Below are 15,514 nucleotides of genomic sequence, written 5' to 3' on the forward strand. Positions count from 1 at the left end.
ACAACACTGCAACTCGAAGTATGGCGAGTAAACACGTATTAGCCCGCATTTTGCGGAATCAAAGTCAATATTATAGGACCATTATGAAGAATTGGAGAACGCTTATTCTGGGACTGATGTTCGCAAGCTCTGCTGCCTTGGCTGCGCCGCAGCAAATGGATAAAGTGGCTGCGGTCGTCAACAACGGAGTTGTGCTGGAAAGTGACGTCCAGAATATGATCAATACGGTAAAAGTGAACGCTCAGAACGCACGCCAACAGGTGCCTGATGATCAAACCCTGCGTCATCAGATCCTTGAGCGTCTAGTTATGGATAACATCATCTTGCAGATGGCTAACCAGATGCAGATAAACATTCCAGAAGAAGCCGTGAATGCGACCATCGCTGATATTGCTCGCCAGAACGGTTTAACTCTGGAGCAAATGCAAAAGCGTTTAACTGCTGATGGCATCAATATGGCTCAATATCGCAGTGAAATTCGTAAAGAGATGCTGATCGCTGAAGTGCGTAATAATGAAGTACGCCGCCGTGTGACAATTTTACCGCAAGAAGTTGATTCTCTTGCTGAACAAATGAGCTCACAAGCAAACTACGAAATGGGGGTTAATCTCAGCCATATCTTAATCCCATTATCCGAGAACCCAACTCAAGAACAGTTAAAAACAGCGGAAGCGTTAGTAGACAAAATCTTAACTGAACTGAAAAAAGGTGGGGATTTTGGTAAATTAGCGATTGCCTACTCAGCAGACCCGCAAGCGCTGAAAGGCGGCAATATGGGTTGGTCACGTTTACAAGAATTGCCAGTTGTCTTTGCTGAACAATTAAAAAATGCGAAAAAAGGCAATATTGTCGGCCCAATTCGCTCTGGTGTTGGTTTCCATATTTTGCGCGTAAATGATGTCAGTGGTGGTAGCCAACCGATTTCTGTAACAGAAGTAAAAGCACGCCATATTTTGATTAAATCATCTCCAATTATGGATGATACTCAAGCTAGACAGAAACTAGTGAAAATAGCCCAAGATATCCGTTCTGGCGCAATCACATTTGAAGATGCGGCAAAAGAGAATTCAGAAGACCCAGGTAGCGCCTTAAAAGGCGGTGAATTGGGTTGGAACATGCCGGATATCTATGACCCAGCATTCCGTGATGCTCTGATGAAATTAAACAAAGGTGAATTAAGCCAACCTGTTCCTTCAAGTTTTGGCTGGCACTTAATTCAATTAGAAGATACACGTAAGGTAGATAAAACAGATGCGGCACAAAAAGACCAAGCGTACCGCCTACTGTTTAACCGTAAATTTAATGAAGAAGCGCAAAGCTGGATGCAAGAGCAGCGGGCTTCTGCTTACGTAAAAGTCATCGATGGTCGTGACAACCAATCTAATGATGAAAAATCTAATTAAGCCTATTGTTATCACCCCCGGTGAACCTGCCGGGGTTGGTCCAGATTTGCTAATCCAACTCGCTCAGCAGGCATGGCCTGTTGAGTTAGTTGCATGCGCTGATCCAAACTTACTTCTTGAACGCGCTAAAACGTTAAACTTACCACTCACTCTGACCGAATATGAATCAAGTAAGGCAGTAAAAGCCCATACTCCAGGTCATCTATCCATTATACCCGTTGACTTAAATACCCCGGCGAAAGCAGGCGTACTCAATGTGGCCAATGGTAGCTATGTGGTTAACACATTAGCACAAGCCTGTGATGGCTGTTTAAAGGGTGAATTTTCAGCGATTGTAACGGGGCCAGTGCATAAGGGCATTATTAATGATGCCGGTGTTCCCTTTAGTGGTCACACCGAGTTTTTTGCAGAACGTAGTGGTTGTGAGCGGGTCGTTATGATGCTAGCAACCGAAGAGCTTCGTGTTGCCTTAGCCACCACACACCTACCACTTAAAGATGTTTCAGGTGCCATCACGCAACAAAGTCTACGTGAAGTGATCACCATCTTACATCATGATTTACAAACAAAATTCGGTATTGAAAAACCTACAATCTATGTTTGTGGCTTAAACCCACATGCAGGTGAAGGTGGCCATATGGGTACCGAAGAAATTGACACCATCGAACCCGCACTTGAAAGCTTACGTGTAGAGGGGGTTCATCTCGTTGGGCCATTACCCGCGGATACCCTTTTCCAACCTAAGTATTTAGATCACGCAGATGCAGTTTTAGCAATGTATCATGATCAGGGTCTTCCTGTGTTAAAATACCAAGGTTTCGGCAGAGCGGTGAATATTACCCTCGGTCTGCCTTTTATCCGTACCTCTGTCGATCATGGCACTGCGCTTGAACTCGCGGGGACGGGTCATGCTGATGCGGGGAGTTTTATCACCGCATTAAAGTTAGCTATCCAAATGACATCTAAAAATACATGAATAATCGAGTCCATCAGGGGCACTTTGCCCGCAAACGTTTCGGGCAGAACTTTTTAACTGACCAGTTTATTATTGACAGCATCGTAGATGCAATGAACCCGAAACCGGGCCAATCCATTGTCGAAATTGGCCCTGGCTTAGGTGCCTTAACAGAACCGGTTGGTAGCCGAATCGACAAAATGACCGTCGTTGAACTCGACCGTGACCTCGCGGCACGGTTACACGTCCATCCGCAACTAAAAGATAAACTCACTATCATTCAGCAAGATGCGATGACTGTGGATTTCGGCGAGCTAGCAAAACAAGCAGGTCAACCCCTGCGGGTATTTGGTAACTTACCCTACAATATTTCTACCCCATTGATGTTCCACCTATTTACCTTTACTAACTCGATTGCAGATATGAATTTCATGCTGCAAAAAGAAGTGGTTAATCGGCTGGTAGCAGGCCCTGGGAGTAAGGCTTATGGTCGTTTAAGTGTCATGGCGCAATATTATTGCCATGTGGTTCCAGTACTCGAAGTGCCGCCAACAGCATTTACTCCAGCACCAAAAGTAGATTCTGCGATTGTGAGGTTAATCCCTCATCGTGAAAACCCTTATCCAGTAAAAGATATTAAATTCTTAAGTCGTATTACTACCCAAGCTTTTAACCAACGCCGTAAAACGATCCGCAATAGCTTAGGGGATTTATTTAGTGTTGAAGAGTTAACCAATTTGGGTGTTGACTTAGGTACCCGTGCAGAAAATATTTCTGTTGAACAATATTGCAAAATGGCAAACTATCTTTCTACCCGGTCAGAATAGTCTGTTGAAGGAGGCACTATGCTTAATGAACCAAATGTAAGCATCCAAGTTCAGAGTGTCTACATCGAAAGCCAATCTCAACCCGATATTGCAAGGTATGTGTTCGCTTATACCATCTGTATTCGCAATTTAGGGCGAGAACCCATCCAATTAATGAGCCGCTATTGGCTCATTACTAACAGTGATGGCCATAAAACTGAAGTTCAAGGTGAAGGCGTGGTGGGTGAACAACCCGTCATTCCTCCTGGAAAAGAATATCGTTACACCAGTGGTGCAATTCTTGAAACACCAATGGGAACGATGGAAGGTTATTACGTGATGCTAAGCACTCAAGGGGACCATTTTCACGTTGATATCCCCGCTTTTCGTCTTGCAATTCCAACATTGATTAATTAATTATGTCGACATATTTAGTAGGTGATATCCACGGTTGCTATCGTGAACTTCGTGAACTAATGGACAGGGTCAATTTTGATCCAAACCAAGACACATTATGGCTTACTGGTGACTTGGTTGCCCGAGGTTCTGGGTCACTGCAAGTTTTACGTTATGTTAAAAGTTTAGGTCCCGCGGTGCGTTTGGTTCTCGGTAACCATGATCTCCATCTTCTCGGGATCTACTGTAAAATCAGTCGTAATAAACCTAAAGATCACCTTGATGAATTATTGCATGCCCCTGATCTAGACGAACTAATCAATTGGCTACGTCGTCAACCTTTATTGCAAATTGATGAAGAAAGAAAAATAGTGATGACGCATGCAGGTATAACGCCACAGTGGGATATTGAAACCGCACGGATGTGCGCTAGGGAAGTCGAAGCCGTCCTTTCCAGTGATGCTTACCCGCTATTTATCGATTCAATGTATGGCGATATGCCAAATAATTGGTCGAGTAGTTTAATGGGGTTAGCACGCTTACGTTTTAGTACCAATGCTCTCACACGTTTACGCTACTGCTTCCCGAATGGGCAGCTTGATATGATTTGCAAAGAAAACCCTAAAAAAGCGCCCGCACCATTAAAACCTTGGTTTGATTTACCAAGTCAAATTCCTGAGGATTATTCGGTGTTCTTTGGCCATTGGGCATCCCTTGAAGGTAAATGCACACCAGATAACGTTTATGCTTTAGATACTGGCTGTTGCTGGGGTGGTGACCTAACCTTATACCACTGGGAAACAAAACAATTTTATCGCCAAAAATCACACCAAAAAAGCCGTAAAGAATAGTTTTGGCTCTATTAAAAACAAAATGGCGCATTAAGCGCCATTTTTGTGAAATGAAAATTTAAACTCTTTTGGTTAGTATCTCAAAACAATAGCCGTGCGTATTGTTTTCATCCGCTTCGTGATATTCGGTAAAAATCGAATCCCATTCATCTGGCTCATAAACTGGGAAATGAGTATCCCCAATGACTTCTGCATCAACATGAGTCAGGTATAATTTATTCGCTAGAGGTAAAAACTGCTGGTAAACCTTACCGCCACCAATCACCATGATTTCCTCAACATTCTCTACCGCTTGTGCAGCAGCTAGCGCTTCTTCCATAGAGGTCACCCAAACAACGTTAGAGTCTGCCCCTGGCTGGCTAGTTAATACGATGTTGACGCGTTGTGGTAATGGACGCCCGATTGATTCATAGGTGACACGCCCCATAATAACGGGCCTATTTAACGTATTTCGTTTGAACCACGCAAGATCACCGGGCAAATTCCAAGGCATCGCTTTTTCCATGCCGATAACCTGATCGATCGCCATTGCTGCGATTAAGCTAATATTCATCTACTCACCTTAGAAACTAATATAAAAATTGAGCACACTATACGGAAAGAGAATTGCTTCGTCGACTAAATTTAAGCTTCCTTAAACAGGTTTGAATCACTTATACTCGAATTGATAAATTTAGGACTAAAAATAACATTTAAAAACAAAAGAGATACCTCATCCTGCCTCAATTTACGGGTATTTAGCAAGGTATTGCAAATTCTAAAAATTGGGTTAGTAAGGGGCTATAGAAAAGAGAATATCCCATGTACGAAACTAGTATTATGATTGCCACCATAGCAACCCTAGGGATGCTATCGCCAGGTCCTGACTTCTTTTTAATTGTTAAAAATGCCGCACGATACCAACGTTCAGCGGCTCTCATGACAGCCTTTGGTGTTATTGCTGCAATTGCATTACATATGACTTACTGTGTCGCAGGCCTTGCAGTGCTCATTACCACCACCCCTTGGTTATTTAACATTTTAAAGTATGCAGGTGCAGCGTACTTAATTTGGATTGGTATTAAAAGCCTACTGCCACATTCAAGTCATTTAGTTGATTTAAATACTCGTAAACATGAGATTGTCTCGTTCAAAAAAGCCTTTATGCAAGGCTTTCTCTGTAATGTCCTGAACCCGAAAGCAACCCTTTTCTTCCTTGCTGTGTTTACTCAAGTATTGGACATCAATTCAACTGTTGGCGAAAAACTATGGTTTGCTTTTATTATTTGGGGGCTCGCCGTTATTTATTGGCCAATTTTAGTCTTTTTAATTCAAAGTGCCCCAGTTAGAAAAGGGTTAGCGAAAGTGCAAAAATATGTTGATAAAGTGCTGGGGGTTATTTTAATTGCTTTTGGAGTCCGCGTAGCGCTTAGTTAGTTCATTAAGATAAAATGCAAAAAACAATAGCCTAATTTATCTGTCTATACTGTTTATTGATTAACGATAGCTTATAAATTCCTTTCCTTTTTCAAAGGAACACAAATTCAATTTCTGATGACTTCCACTCTATTTAATAGAGTGGGAGACCCTTCGTACTATTAAAACGGCATAACTTTGTGTTACCGAATAAATTATTCTTTGATAGTTCAAGATAAAAAAGAGCCGCAATTTCCATGCGGCTCGCTGATTTTTAAACTAAGCAATATTGAGCTAAATTCTCCCCCCAATCTGCTAAGCCTTGGGAAACAAACCCTGTGCTTTGATAAAAATAGTGCGCAGTATTATTTTCTGAATGATAACCAACCATCAAAAAGGGAATATTCGCTGTATTTTCCTGCTGAATATCCGCTATCAACAAAGCCATTGCCTGCTTTGCATAGCCCTTACCTTGATGTTTTTCATCAATCATAAAACGATAAATCCAGTAATTACCATCATCGTGGTCAATACCATACATTAACATCCCAATCATCTCATCACGATGGCATATCCCTTTCACGACAAACCCCGTTAGAAATTGCACTTCAGCAATAGAATAAAGGTTCGACGCAATAAATGCGGATTGCGCTGGTGAAACCTGTAAATCTGCGCACTCTTCCCAATTTTCAGGGGTTAAAACAACCAATGTTACCATTAACTTCTCCTAGTGTTAGAGAAGCAAATACCTCTCTAACTAATGATTATTATACAATTTAACGCTCTAGCTCTTGTGTTTGGCATAATAACCTCCTTAATAGTTCTTATTGATAACATTGCTATTTCATTTAACTACTCTTGTGGTGAAACCACCAACTGACCCGCTGAACCTAAATCCGCTTTTTCCAAATTTTGGCTATAGAATAAGAATGGAAAATGGTTATACGAAGGTTGCATCATTTGAACTAACAACTCGGTACGACCATCTACCCATACGGTGTCTTTCCAACCATAATCTTCAGGCGGAGTCGGTTGACCATTGCGGTTCAGCACTTTAAACCTCACACCTTCAATATGAAACGCTTGCGGAACATTTGTTGTAATAACCCAACGTTCCCAATTTCCTTGACGGCTTGTCATATCGACTCTATTAGTATCAAGAACCGCATTATTAATACCAAAGCCGTCATTAAGGTGGATTTCACGTTGCATTATACTGGATGTAACTTGCGTTTTGTCTTCAGCTAATTGCGTTGGTAAGCCATCAGTCACTAACGACATTAAGCCTGTGGCTTTAATCGTCAACACATTAGTAGAGATTAGGCTATTTGACGGCTCAAATAACCCTTTTACTCGGTCCATAAATGTTGCAGACTCGCCTGCTGTGATGGTCAACTCTTGAGTTTTCGCCATGTCAATCAGCACTTCTCGCCTTTCACCTGGGGCGAGTGGTAATGCTTGAACATTAACAGGCACAGTGAGTAAGCCTTGGTCTGATGCGATCATCGAAAATGGGCGACCATCACTAATTTTCATTACATAATGACGTGAATTCGATGCATTTAACAACCGTAAACGCACCCATCCGCGAGAAACTTCGACATACGGGTCCTGAACACCATTAACTAATAAGGTATCGCCAAGAAAACCGTCTTCGCTCGCTTTATATTCAGGCACACCAAAGTTATCTAGCCGCTTGTCTTGAATAATAATAGGAAAATCATCGACACCATAGTGCTTAGGCAAACGCAAATTTTTAGTCACATCATCTTCTATGATCCACATGCCTAATAACCCATTGTGGACTTGTTCACCCATTTTTCCTTGGGTATTTGCATGATACCAAAGTGTCGCTGCATTTTGACGAATAGGGATCACGGGGGACCAATCTGCATTTGGTGAAATCAGCCTTGCAGCCCCACCGATCTGAGTCCCCGGGATTTGTAACCCACTGATGGTCATTGAAACAGCTTCAGGTAATCTATTGCTATAAATTAGCTTTAAATCATCACCATTTTTGACTCTTACCGTTGGTCCTGGTGAAGAACCATTGATTCCCCAAATATCGGCTGAGTATTTCCCATCAAAAGACCAATGGATTTTTTGTAATGTCAAAAAGAGTGGCTGACCAGACCGAGATTCTAATAACGGTGGCACAGGTAAAGCTATCGCCCCCTCTGCGCTTACATTCATTGGCACATAGGACATACATAGAGCCAACCCTGCCGCTACAAGGGTTTGGCATCGATTGAATGACATAAATTCTCCGCTAAACAAAAATTCCAGCGCATTTTATTATTTAATATTAGAAACTCTCAGCCAATAACGCGGCTAATTTTGGATTGGCGCTAGTAAAATAACTACTTAGATACAACAATATAGTACCGTAATATTATGTCAGCCATGATATCGCGAAAAAAGGGGAAATTCTAAAAATATCTTCTAATATATAAAAATATAATTAATAGCTTTACAAGTAGTAGGGTTAATTAATTAAAAAGGAAAAAATTATACGAAATGCGATTCAAGTTTGATGAGCAAACTCGGTTTTGGATAATAATGCGGGCAATAATTTTTACTGACCGCATTATTGAATATTAGGCTTAATAACGCACTATTTTTGGGATTGCTTCGCCATTTCAGCGACTTCTAAATCTAACTCTTTTATTTTAGCTTCCATTAAGGAATGGCAGAGTTCTGACAGTTCGCGAACCTGTTCACGGCTATACACTGACGTATCGATAGGGTCTAGCATCTCAATGATCACATTGCCGTTATTCCAACGGTTTAGTTTAATCTTGCCTTGCGTACTAGAAACACAGACTGGCACGATAGGTACCCCAGCAGCGATAGCAGCATGAAATGCCCCCGTTTTAAAAGGCAATAGACCGCGCCCACGGCTGCGCGTCCCTTCTGGAAACATCCACACTGAAATTTTACGTTTTTTTATCTGATCCGCCACTTGAGTAATCGTATTATGTGCTTTAGAACGATTAGCGCGGTCAATTAGAATATTGCCAGTGATCCAATATAAAAAACCGAAAAATGGAATATAAACTAAACTTTTTTTGCCCACTGTTACCGTTCTTGGCTGCACACCATTTGACATGGTCACCATATCGTAATTGTTTTGATGATTACCAATATAAATGCTTGGGCCATAGCCTTTGGCTTTTTCAGGGACACGGTTGATCACGTTAATCCCAAAAACTACAGATAACCGACCAAACATATGGCCAAACGTCATCACATGTTTTGGATTGCGTGGGCTAAATAGACAGTAAATACCGCCCCCGATACAAACAGCAAGCGTGTAGATAATAACTATAATCGCTCTAATCAGCGCTAACATACTAACCCCAAATTCAACGGGGCCATACAGCCCCAATCTATTAATATCACCCACTTATTCACCAATCAAATCTGACTGAGCAGTGAATAAATAGGAATTTATTACTTAACTAATTATTCAGCACCTAAAGGCTCAATATCAATACGTTCAATATTGTGCATTCCTCGCGGCAAGGAGGTCCCTTTGCGGCCGCGCTCTGAACGATATTTTTGCAGATCTTCAGCTTTAAATTTCAATTTTCGCTTACCAAAATGCAAAGTCATTGATGCACCTGTAGGTAAAATCATAAGCCAAGTCAACAAATCATCACCACTTGCAGCTTGAGCGCCAGCTATGTTGATAATTTTATTCCCTTTACCTTTCGACAGCTGTGGTAAATCTGAAACAGGGAATATTAACATACGCCCTGCTTTGGTTATTGCCAACAGCAAATCTTCTTGTTCATTATGTAGCTCAATGGGGGCTAACACTTTTGCGTTATCTGGTAACGAAATTAAAGCCTTACCTGCTTTGTTTTTGGTTACTAGGTCATTGAAAGTACAAATAAAGCCGTAACCAGCATCAGACGCCATCAAATATTTTTGCTCTTCAGGTGCCATTAACACATGTTCAATGGTTGCACCTGGTGGCAATGACAGTTTTCCTGTTAATGGCTCGCCTTGACTACGCGCTGATGGTAGTTCAAGCGGGTCAACAGAATAACTACGCCCTGTTGAATCAAGGAATACTGCGGCTTGGTTCGATTTGCCTCGAGCTGCGCCTTTAAAACCATCGCCAGCTTTGTAATTGAGGTTCGTCGGCTCTATATCATGGCCCTTAGCACTACGTACCCAGCCCATATCAGAAAGCACAACGGTAATAGGCTCTGAAGGGAGAATTTCATGCTCACTCATGGCCTTAGCTTCTTCACGCTCATGTAATGGTGAGCGGCGATCATCGCCATAAGCTTTAGCATCAGCCTGAATTTCTTTTTTAATTAAGGTATTTAATTTACGCTCTGACCCTAAGATACCTTGTAACTCATCACGTTCTTTTGCTAATTCATCTTGCTCACCACGGATCTTCATTTCTTCAAGCTTCGCTAAATGACGTAGTTTTAACTCTAAAATAGCTTCTGCTTGTGTATCCGTAATATTAAAGCGAGACATTAGGACAGCCTTTGGCTCGTCCTCTGTACGAATAATTTCAATAACTTCATCAATGTTAAGGTAAGCGATTAATAAACCATCTAAAATATGTAAACGCCTTAACACTTTGTCTAAACGGTGATTTAATCGATTACGAACTGTTTGGCGACGATAAGTAATCCACTCAGTTAAAATTTCAACTAACCCTTTAACTGAAGGACGATTGTCTAAGCCAATCATATTCAGGTTAACACGATAACTTCTTTCTAAGTCGGTAGTCGCAAATAAATGCGTCATCACTTGGTCAATATCAACACGATTACTACGCGGAACAATAACCAAACGAGTTGGGTTTTCGTGGTCAGATTCATCACGTAAATCTTCAACCATGGGTAGCTTTTTCGCGCGCATTTGGCTAGCAATTTGCTCTAATACTTTCGCGCCAGAAACTTGATGAGGCAACGCTGTTATCACTGCATTGCCGTCTTCTTTTTCCCACACAGCACGCATACGAACAGAACCACGGCCGTTTTGGTAAATTTTACGGATATCACTTTGTGAAGAAATAATTTCAGCTTCGGTCGGGTAATCAGGACCAGGAACGAACGCCATGATATCGTCAAGACCCAGTGTTGGTTTCTCCAACAATGCCACTAGCGCATTTGCCACTTCTCGGGCGTTATGAGGCGGAATGTCTGTCGCCATCCCAACTGCAATGCCCGTTGTGCCATTTAATAAAATATTTGGCAGACGCGCCGGTAACATTTTAGGTTCGTTTAACGTACCATCAAAGTTAGGTACCCAATCAACCGTGCCATGAGCTAACTCGCTCAGCAAAACTTCCGCATACTTTGATAAGCGCGATTCGGTATAACGCATTGCTGCAAACGATTTAGGGTCATCCGGTGCCCCCCAGTTCCCTTGCCCGTCCACTAGTGGGTAACGGTAAGAAAACGGTTGAGCCATTAATACCATCGCTTCATAACACGCACTGTCACCATGTGGATGGTATTTACCTAGTACGTCACCGACAGTTCTTGCTGATTTCTTATATTTTGCTGTGTTGCTCAAACCAAGTTCTGACATGGCATACACAATGCGGCGCTGAACAGGTTTAAGCCCATCGCCAATAAAAGGTAATGCCCTATCCATGATGACGTACATCGAATAGTTTAGATAGGCATTTTCAGTAAAGGCATGAAGCGGTAGGCGCTCCACACCATCATGAGTAATTTCACTCATTTAATTAATTCCTTACGCTTTCTCATCGCAATTCGGATGTTAGACATCAATTTCAGCCATATCGCCTTTTTCTTGTAACCAATTACGGCGGTCTTCAGAGCGTTTCTTCGCTAGAAGCATATCCATAACGGCAAGCGTTTCTTGGTAGTTTTCATCATCGATGGTTAACTGAACAAGGCGACGAGTATTTGGATCTAATGTGGTTTCGCGTAATTGTGGTGGGTTCATTTCACCCAACCCTTTAAACCGTTGAACATTCGGTTTACCACGCTTACGGCTAAGACGCTCTAGCACCGCATTTTTTTCGCTTTCATCAAGGGCATAGAAAGTTTCTTTGCCTAAATCGATACGGTACAACGGCGGCATTGCCATATATACATGCCCCGCTTTGACTAAAGTCGGGAAATGGCGCACAAATAAAGCACACAATAACGTTGCGATATGTAAACCATCGGAATCCGCATCCGCAAGAATACAAATTTTACCGTAACGTAGTTGGCTGAGGTCTTCGCTATCAGGGTCAATACCAATTGCCACGGAGATATCATGTACCTCTTGGGAAGCTAAAACTTCGTCAGAAGACACTTCCCATGTGTTTAGGATTTTACCACGTAATGGCATGATAGCTTGGTATTCACGGTCGCGGGCTTGTTTTGCTGACCCACCCGCCGAATCCCCTTCGACAAGGAAGAGTTCTGTCATGCTAAGGTCTTGCGAGCTGCAATCTGCCAGTTTACCCGGCAATGCAGGGCCACTGGTTAGCTTCTTACGCACTACTTTTTTCGCCGCACGCATCCGGCGTTGTGCGCTCGATATTGCCATTTCCGCCAGTTGCTCAGCCACTTGCACATTTTGGTTTAACCACAGGCTAAAGGCATCTTTAACAACACCGGAAACAAATGCAGAACATTGACGCGATGAAAGGCGTTCTTTCGTTTGCCCTGCAAATTGAGGGTCTTGCATTTTTACGGAAAGTACATACGTACAGCGTTCCCAGATATCATCCGCCGAAAGCTTAACACCACGAGGTAAAATATTGCGGAATTCACAAAATTCACGCATCGCGTCCAATAACCCTTGGCGTAAACCATTAACGTGGGTTCCACCTTGCGCGGTTGGAATAAGGTTTACATAGCTTTCAGTTAACAATTCACCGCCTTCAGGTAACCATAACAGCGCCCACTGAGCACCTTCAGTTTCCCCTGAGAACTCCCCAGTGAAAGGTTTTGCGGGTAATGCTTCTAGCCCGTCTATGGATTCCATTAAGTAATCAGTTAACCCATCACTGTAACACCAGCTTTGCTCTGTATTATTGAGCTTGTCCTTAAACGTGATTTTCACGCCAGGACATAAAACGGCTTTGGCTTTTAAATTATGAGTTAAACGCGAAACTGAAAATTTTGGGCTATCAAAATAGCTTTCATCTGGCCAAAAATGCACGCTAGTCCCTGTGTTACGCTTGCCACAGGTACCGATTACATGCAAATCTTCTACTTTATCGCCGTTTTCAAAGGCAATTTGATACACTTGGCTATCGCGACGCACTGTAACTTCAATACGTTTTGATAACGCATTGACTACGGAAATACCTACCCCGTGTAGGCCCCCGGAAAACTGGTAACTTTTATTGGAGAATTTCCCCCCCGCGTGCAGCTGCCCTAAAATTAACTCTACGGCTGGCACTTTCATTTCAGGGTGGATATCAACAGGCATACCACGCCCATCATCGATCACCTCAAGGGATTGATCGGCATGTAAAATAACTTCGATGTGCCCCGCATGCCCAGCAAGGGCTTCGTCGACACTATTATCAATTACTTCTTGAGCCAAATGGTTCGGTCGGCTGGTATCAGTATACATCCCCGGACGACGGCGAACAGGCTCCAAACCACTGAGGACTTCAATGGCCTCTGCGTTATAACTAGATTGAGTCATGTTGTCATTCTGCGGTAAATAGGTGGCTAATTGAACTATTCAATCAGTGAGTTACTGTTGATAATAACAGTGTTCATGTGTTTTGACACTATTTCTCTGCCAATTGTAAAAAATGAACAATTTGAGGAAAGTATGCTTCAAAACCAACAAATGCATGATTACCGTCAGGTTCTACAGTCTGTTTACACTTAGAAAGATAGGTAACAGCTTCACGATAATCAAGTACCTCATCCCCCATTTGCTGTAGTAACCAAATAAGATGAGGAGATGTTAACTTTTCAATGTATAAGGATTTTAGCTCATGAATATGTTTGTTTTCCAACACATATTTTTCGTAAGTATAGGGGTTTGTATTCTCCCCTAAATAGTCTTGTAGTAAGTCAAAGGGTCTTACAGCAGGGTTGACCACCACTGCAGGAAGTTGATAACGCTCACTGAGCCAAAGAGAAAAATACCCTCCAAGGGAGGAACCTACTAGGCCAATCTTCCCCTGTTTATGTTGTAAGACAATATCTTCTAACATGGCTTGAGCTTGCCGAGGAAAATTCGGTAATTGCGGCACAACCATATTGATATGTGGGTAGTTTGCATCAACCCATTTCTTTAAGCTATTTGCTTTAGCTGATAAAGGTGAGCTATTAAAACCGTGAATATAAAGTAAAGTAGACATAAGGTGATTAATAACCGTCGGAGTCTAAATCAGGGCTGAATTCTCTCGTCTCTAAACGATGCACACTCGTTTTGATATGCCTATGCCCTTGTTCATCCACACTGAGTTCCAAATAGCGCCAACCGGGTGCTACGGTATCTAGCGCAAAGTTAGTACAATGTGGTTTGAATTGCACGCAAGTTGAAGGCGTGGCTAACAAACGTATTCCATGCCAAAGCACATCCATTTCTTGATGAATATGCCCACACAGCATGGTTTTAACATTTGGATAGCTTTTTAGGTAATCCGCTAATATGTGCGAATTTCTTAAGCTGTGTTGATCTAGCCATGTACAGCCCGAAGGCAATGGATGATGGTGTAGCATTACTAACGTTGTACGGTCAGGTTGCGCATCTAAGCTCTGCTTCATCCATTCTAATTGTTGCTCAGAAAGTTCACCATGGGGGACGTCTTGCAATTGGCTATCTAACATTAGAATTTGCCATTCATCGCCAATTAAAATTTGTTTAGCGCTTGAGATACCAGCCACCCTGAGGGTTTCAACCATGGCTGGCGGATAATCATGGTTTCCAGGAAGCCAAACACAAGGCGCAGGAATACGCTCAATACCATCTGCAAAATGTTGATAAGCTTGTGGCGATTGGTCTTGAACCAGATCCCCTGTCGCAACAATCAAATCAATTGGGAGATTTTCTTTTGCAATAGCGCTAAGCACTGCTTGATAGCTATCATAAGTATTTACACCTAAAAGGGTGTTCTCAGTGTTAGCAAAAAGATGCGTATCCGTAACTTGTAAAATTCTCACGATCTTCGAGTTCTTTGCAGTCACTTCAAGCTGGCTGTCCAAAAGTATTCCTTATCCGTAAATATTATTTATGCCTAATTAATTATATTCATTACAACTATACACAAACTCAACACACTGCCGCTTGCTGTAAAATACACCGTAATTATTCTAAAGGGTAATTTGCCAACGCGCCAACTTAGCGCTGTATTACTTTAAATAATTCGGGCGGCAAGCTGAGCTATCCCAAGGAGCATACACCAGTATGTGACTTGGGTAGCGAAGCGCGACCAACACACTTGCAGCTTGTTGTACTCCTTGCTTTAGTGCGCCTTGCCTCGCTGCAATCACCTTAAAGCATAATTTTTAACTTACTCGAATTACTCTAAATAATTCGAGTTGCAAGAAGGCGGCAAGCTGAGCTATCCCAAGGAGCATACACCAGTATGTGACTTGGGTGGCGAAGCGCGGCCAACACACTTGCAGCTTGTTGTACTCCTTGCTTTAGTGCGCCTTGCCTCGCTGCAATCACCTTAAAGCATAATTTTTAACTTACTCGAATTACTCTAAATAATTCGAGTTGCAAGAAGGCGGCAAG

General features: G+C 42.3%; 14 protein-coding genes. 6 read left to right on the forward strand and 8 right to left on the reverse strand.

The window, feature by feature from the left end; translation table 11 throughout:
- The first annotated feature begins 20 nt into the window (after positions 1-20).
- The 5 genes from surA to apaH are packed head-to-tail and all read left to right on the forward strand — an operon-like array spanning position 21 to position 4,411.
- Entirely contained in the window at positions 21-1,403 is a 1,383-nt protein-coding gene (surA, locus tag ACHB7C_RS18030) for a peptidylprolyl isomerase SurA (protein ID WP_071548576.1), read from the forward strand.
- Positions 1,384-2,379, forward strand: coding sequence for a 4-hydroxythreonine-4-phosphate dehydrogenase PdxA (gene pdxA / locus ACHB7C_RS18035; RefSeq protein WP_166686099.1), 996 nt, complete (start codon positions 1,384-1,386; stop codon positions 2,377-2,379). The genes surA and pdxA overlap by 20 nt, the downstream gene beginning before the upstream one ends.
- A complete protein-coding gene (gene rsmA / locus ACHB7C_RS18040) occupies positions 2,376-3,185 on the forward strand; it encodes a 16S rRNA (adenine(1518)-N(6)/adenine(1519)-N(6))-dimethyltransferase RsmA (RefSeq protein WP_166686096.1) in 810 nt (269 codons plus the stop codon). Before pdxA ends, rsmA begins: the two co-directional genes overlap by 4 nt.
- 18 nt (positions 3,186-3,203) lie before the next feature.
- Positions 3,204-3,581, forward strand: a complete 378-nt coding sequence (gene apaG, locus ACHB7C_RS18045; RefSeq protein WP_042846012.1) for a Co2+/Mg2+ efflux protein ApaG — start codon at positions 3,204-3,206, stop codon at positions 3,579-3,581.
- A gap of 2 nt (positions 3,582-3,583) precedes the next feature.
- Positions 3,584-4,411 carry a bis(5'-nucleosyl)-tetraphosphatase (symmetrical) ApaH gene (gene apaH, locus ACHB7C_RS18050; protein WP_042846014.1) on the forward strand — a complete coding sequence of 276 codons (828 nt, stop codon included), beginning with the start codon at positions 3,584-3,586 and terminating at the stop codon, positions 4,409-4,411.
- A gap of 58 nt (positions 4,412-4,469) precedes the next feature.
- Here apaH and folA read toward each other — a convergent pair whose 3' ends face one another.
- Positions 4,470-4,964, reverse strand: a complete 495-nt coding sequence (gene folA / locus ACHB7C_RS18055) for a type 3 dihydrofolate reductase (RefSeq protein WP_042846016.1) — start codon at positions 4,962-4,964, stop codon at positions 4,470-4,472.
- 248 nt (positions 4,965-5,212) lie between these two features.
- On the opposite strand from folA, the gene ACHB7C_RS18060 reads away from it, so the two are divergent.
- Positions 5,213-5,827 (forward strand): LysE family translocator, encoded by a 615-nt coding sequence (locus ACHB7C_RS18060; protein WP_042846017.1) that lies wholly within the window; start codon positions 5,213-5,215, stop codon positions 5,825-5,827.
- A 253-nt stretch (positions 5,828-6,080) separates the two neighbouring features.
- Here the strand turns inward: ACHB7C_RS18060 and ACHB7C_RS18065 are convergent, their stop codons facing one another.
- The 7 genes from ACHB7C_RS18065 to cpdA form a co-directional block, all read right to left on the reverse strand.
- On the reverse strand, positions 6,081-6,524 hold the full coding sequence (locus tag ACHB7C_RS18065; protein ID WP_166686097.1) for a GNAT family N-acetyltransferase: 444 nt from the start codon (positions 6,522-6,524) through the stop codon (positions 6,081-6,083).
- A 134-nt stretch (positions 6,525-6,658) separates the two neighbouring features.
- Entirely contained in the window at positions 6,659-8,065 is a 1,407-nt protein-coding gene (gene ftsP, locus ACHB7C_RS18070) for a cell division protein FtsP (RefSeq protein ID WP_042846021.1), read from the reverse strand.
- 355 nt (positions 8,066-8,420) lie between these two features.
- The gene (locus tag ACHB7C_RS18075) at positions 8,421-9,158 is read right to left on the reverse strand and encodes a 1-acylglycerol-3-phosphate O-acyltransferase (protein ID WP_210831332.1); all 738 of its coding nucleotides are present in this window, start codon (positions 9,156-9,158) and stop codon (positions 8,421-8,423) included.
- 113 nt (positions 9,159-9,271) lie between these two features.
- Positions 9,272-11,527 carry a DNA topoisomerase IV subunit A gene (parC, locus tag ACHB7C_RS18080; protein WP_105880881.1) on the reverse strand — a complete coding sequence of 752 codons (2,256 nt, stop codon included), beginning with the start codon at positions 11,525-11,527 and terminating at the stop codon, positions 9,272-9,274.
- Between the two features lie 39 nt (positions 11,528-11,566).
- On the reverse strand, positions 11,567-13,462 hold the full coding sequence (gene parE / locus ACHB7C_RS18085) for a DNA topoisomerase IV subunit B (RefSeq protein WP_042846024.1): 1,896 nt from the start codon (positions 13,460-13,462) through the stop codon (positions 11,567-11,569).
- Positions 13,463-13,550: 88 nt separating this feature from the next.
- Complete coding sequence (gene yqiA / locus ACHB7C_RS18090; protein WP_042846025.1) at positions 13,551-14,132, reverse strand: esterase YqiA; 582 nt, start codon at positions 14,130-14,132, stop codon at positions 13,551-13,553.
- A 7-nt stretch (positions 14,133-14,139) separates the two neighbouring features.
- The gene (gene cpdA, locus ACHB7C_RS18095) at positions 14,140-14,979 is read right to left on the reverse strand and encodes a 3',5'-cyclic-AMP phosphodiesterase (RefSeq protein ID WP_210831327.1); all 840 of its coding nucleotides are present in this window, start codon (positions 14,977-14,979) and stop codon (positions 14,140-14,142) included.
- Positions 14,980-15,514: the final 535 nt, after the last annotated feature.

Source organism: Providencia sp. 2024EL-00732, assembly GCF_044006275.1.
GTDB lineage: Bacteria > Pseudomonadota > Gammaproteobacteria > Enterobacterales > Enterobacteriaceae > Providencia > Providencia huashanensis.

Excerpts from the sequence above, each read along its gene's own strand:
- pdxA (WP_166686099.1), top strand. The coding sequence starts at position 1,384 with ATGATGAAAAATCTAATTAAGCCTATTGTTATCACCCCCGGTGAACCT.
- parC (WP_105880881.1), bottom strand. The coding sequence starts at position 11,527 with ATGAGTGAAATTACTCATGATGGTGTGGAGCGCCTACCGCTTCATGCC.
- parE (WP_042846024.1), bottom strand. The coding sequence starts at position 13,462 with ATGACTCAATCTAGTTATAACGCAGAGGCCATTGAAGTCCTCAGTGGT.
- ACHB7C_RS18060 (WP_042846017.1), top strand. The coding sequence starts at position 5,213 with ATGTACGAAACTAGTATTATGATTGCCACCATAGCAACCCTAGGGATG.
- folA (WP_042846016.1), bottom strand. The coding sequence starts at position 4,964 with ATGAATATTAGCTTAATCGCAGCAATGGCGATCGATCAGGTTATCGGC.
- apaH (WP_042846014.1), top strand. The coding sequence starts at position 3,584 with ATGTCGACATATTTAGTAGGTGATATCCACGGTTGCTATCGTGAACTT.
- yqiA (WP_042846025.1), bottom strand. The coding sequence starts at position 14,132 with ATGTCTACTTTACTTTATATTCACGGTTTTAATAGCTCACCTTTATCA.
- surA (WP_071548576.1), top strand. The coding sequence starts at position 21 with ATGGCGAGTAAACACGTATTAGCCCGCATTTTGCGGAATCAAAGTCAA.
- apaG (WP_042846012.1), top strand. The coding sequence starts at position 3,204 with ATGCTTAATGAACCAAATGTAAGCATCCAAGTTCAGAGTGTCTACATC.
- ACHB7C_RS18075 (WP_210831332.1), bottom strand. The coding sequence starts at position 9,158 with ATGTTAGCGCTGATTAGAGCGATTATAGTTATTATCTACACGCTTGCT.
- ACHB7C_RS18065 (WP_166686097.1), bottom strand. The coding sequence starts at position 6,524 with ATGGTAACATTGGTTGTTTTAACCCCTGAAAATTGGGAAGAGTGCGCA.
- ftsP (WP_042846021.1), bottom strand. The coding sequence starts at position 8,065 with ATGTCATTCAATCGATGCCAAACCCTTGTAGCGGCAGGGTTGGCTCTA.
- rsmA (WP_166686096.1), top strand. The coding sequence starts at position 2,376 with ATGAATAATCGAGTCCATCAGGGGCACTTTGCCCGCAAACGTTTCGGG.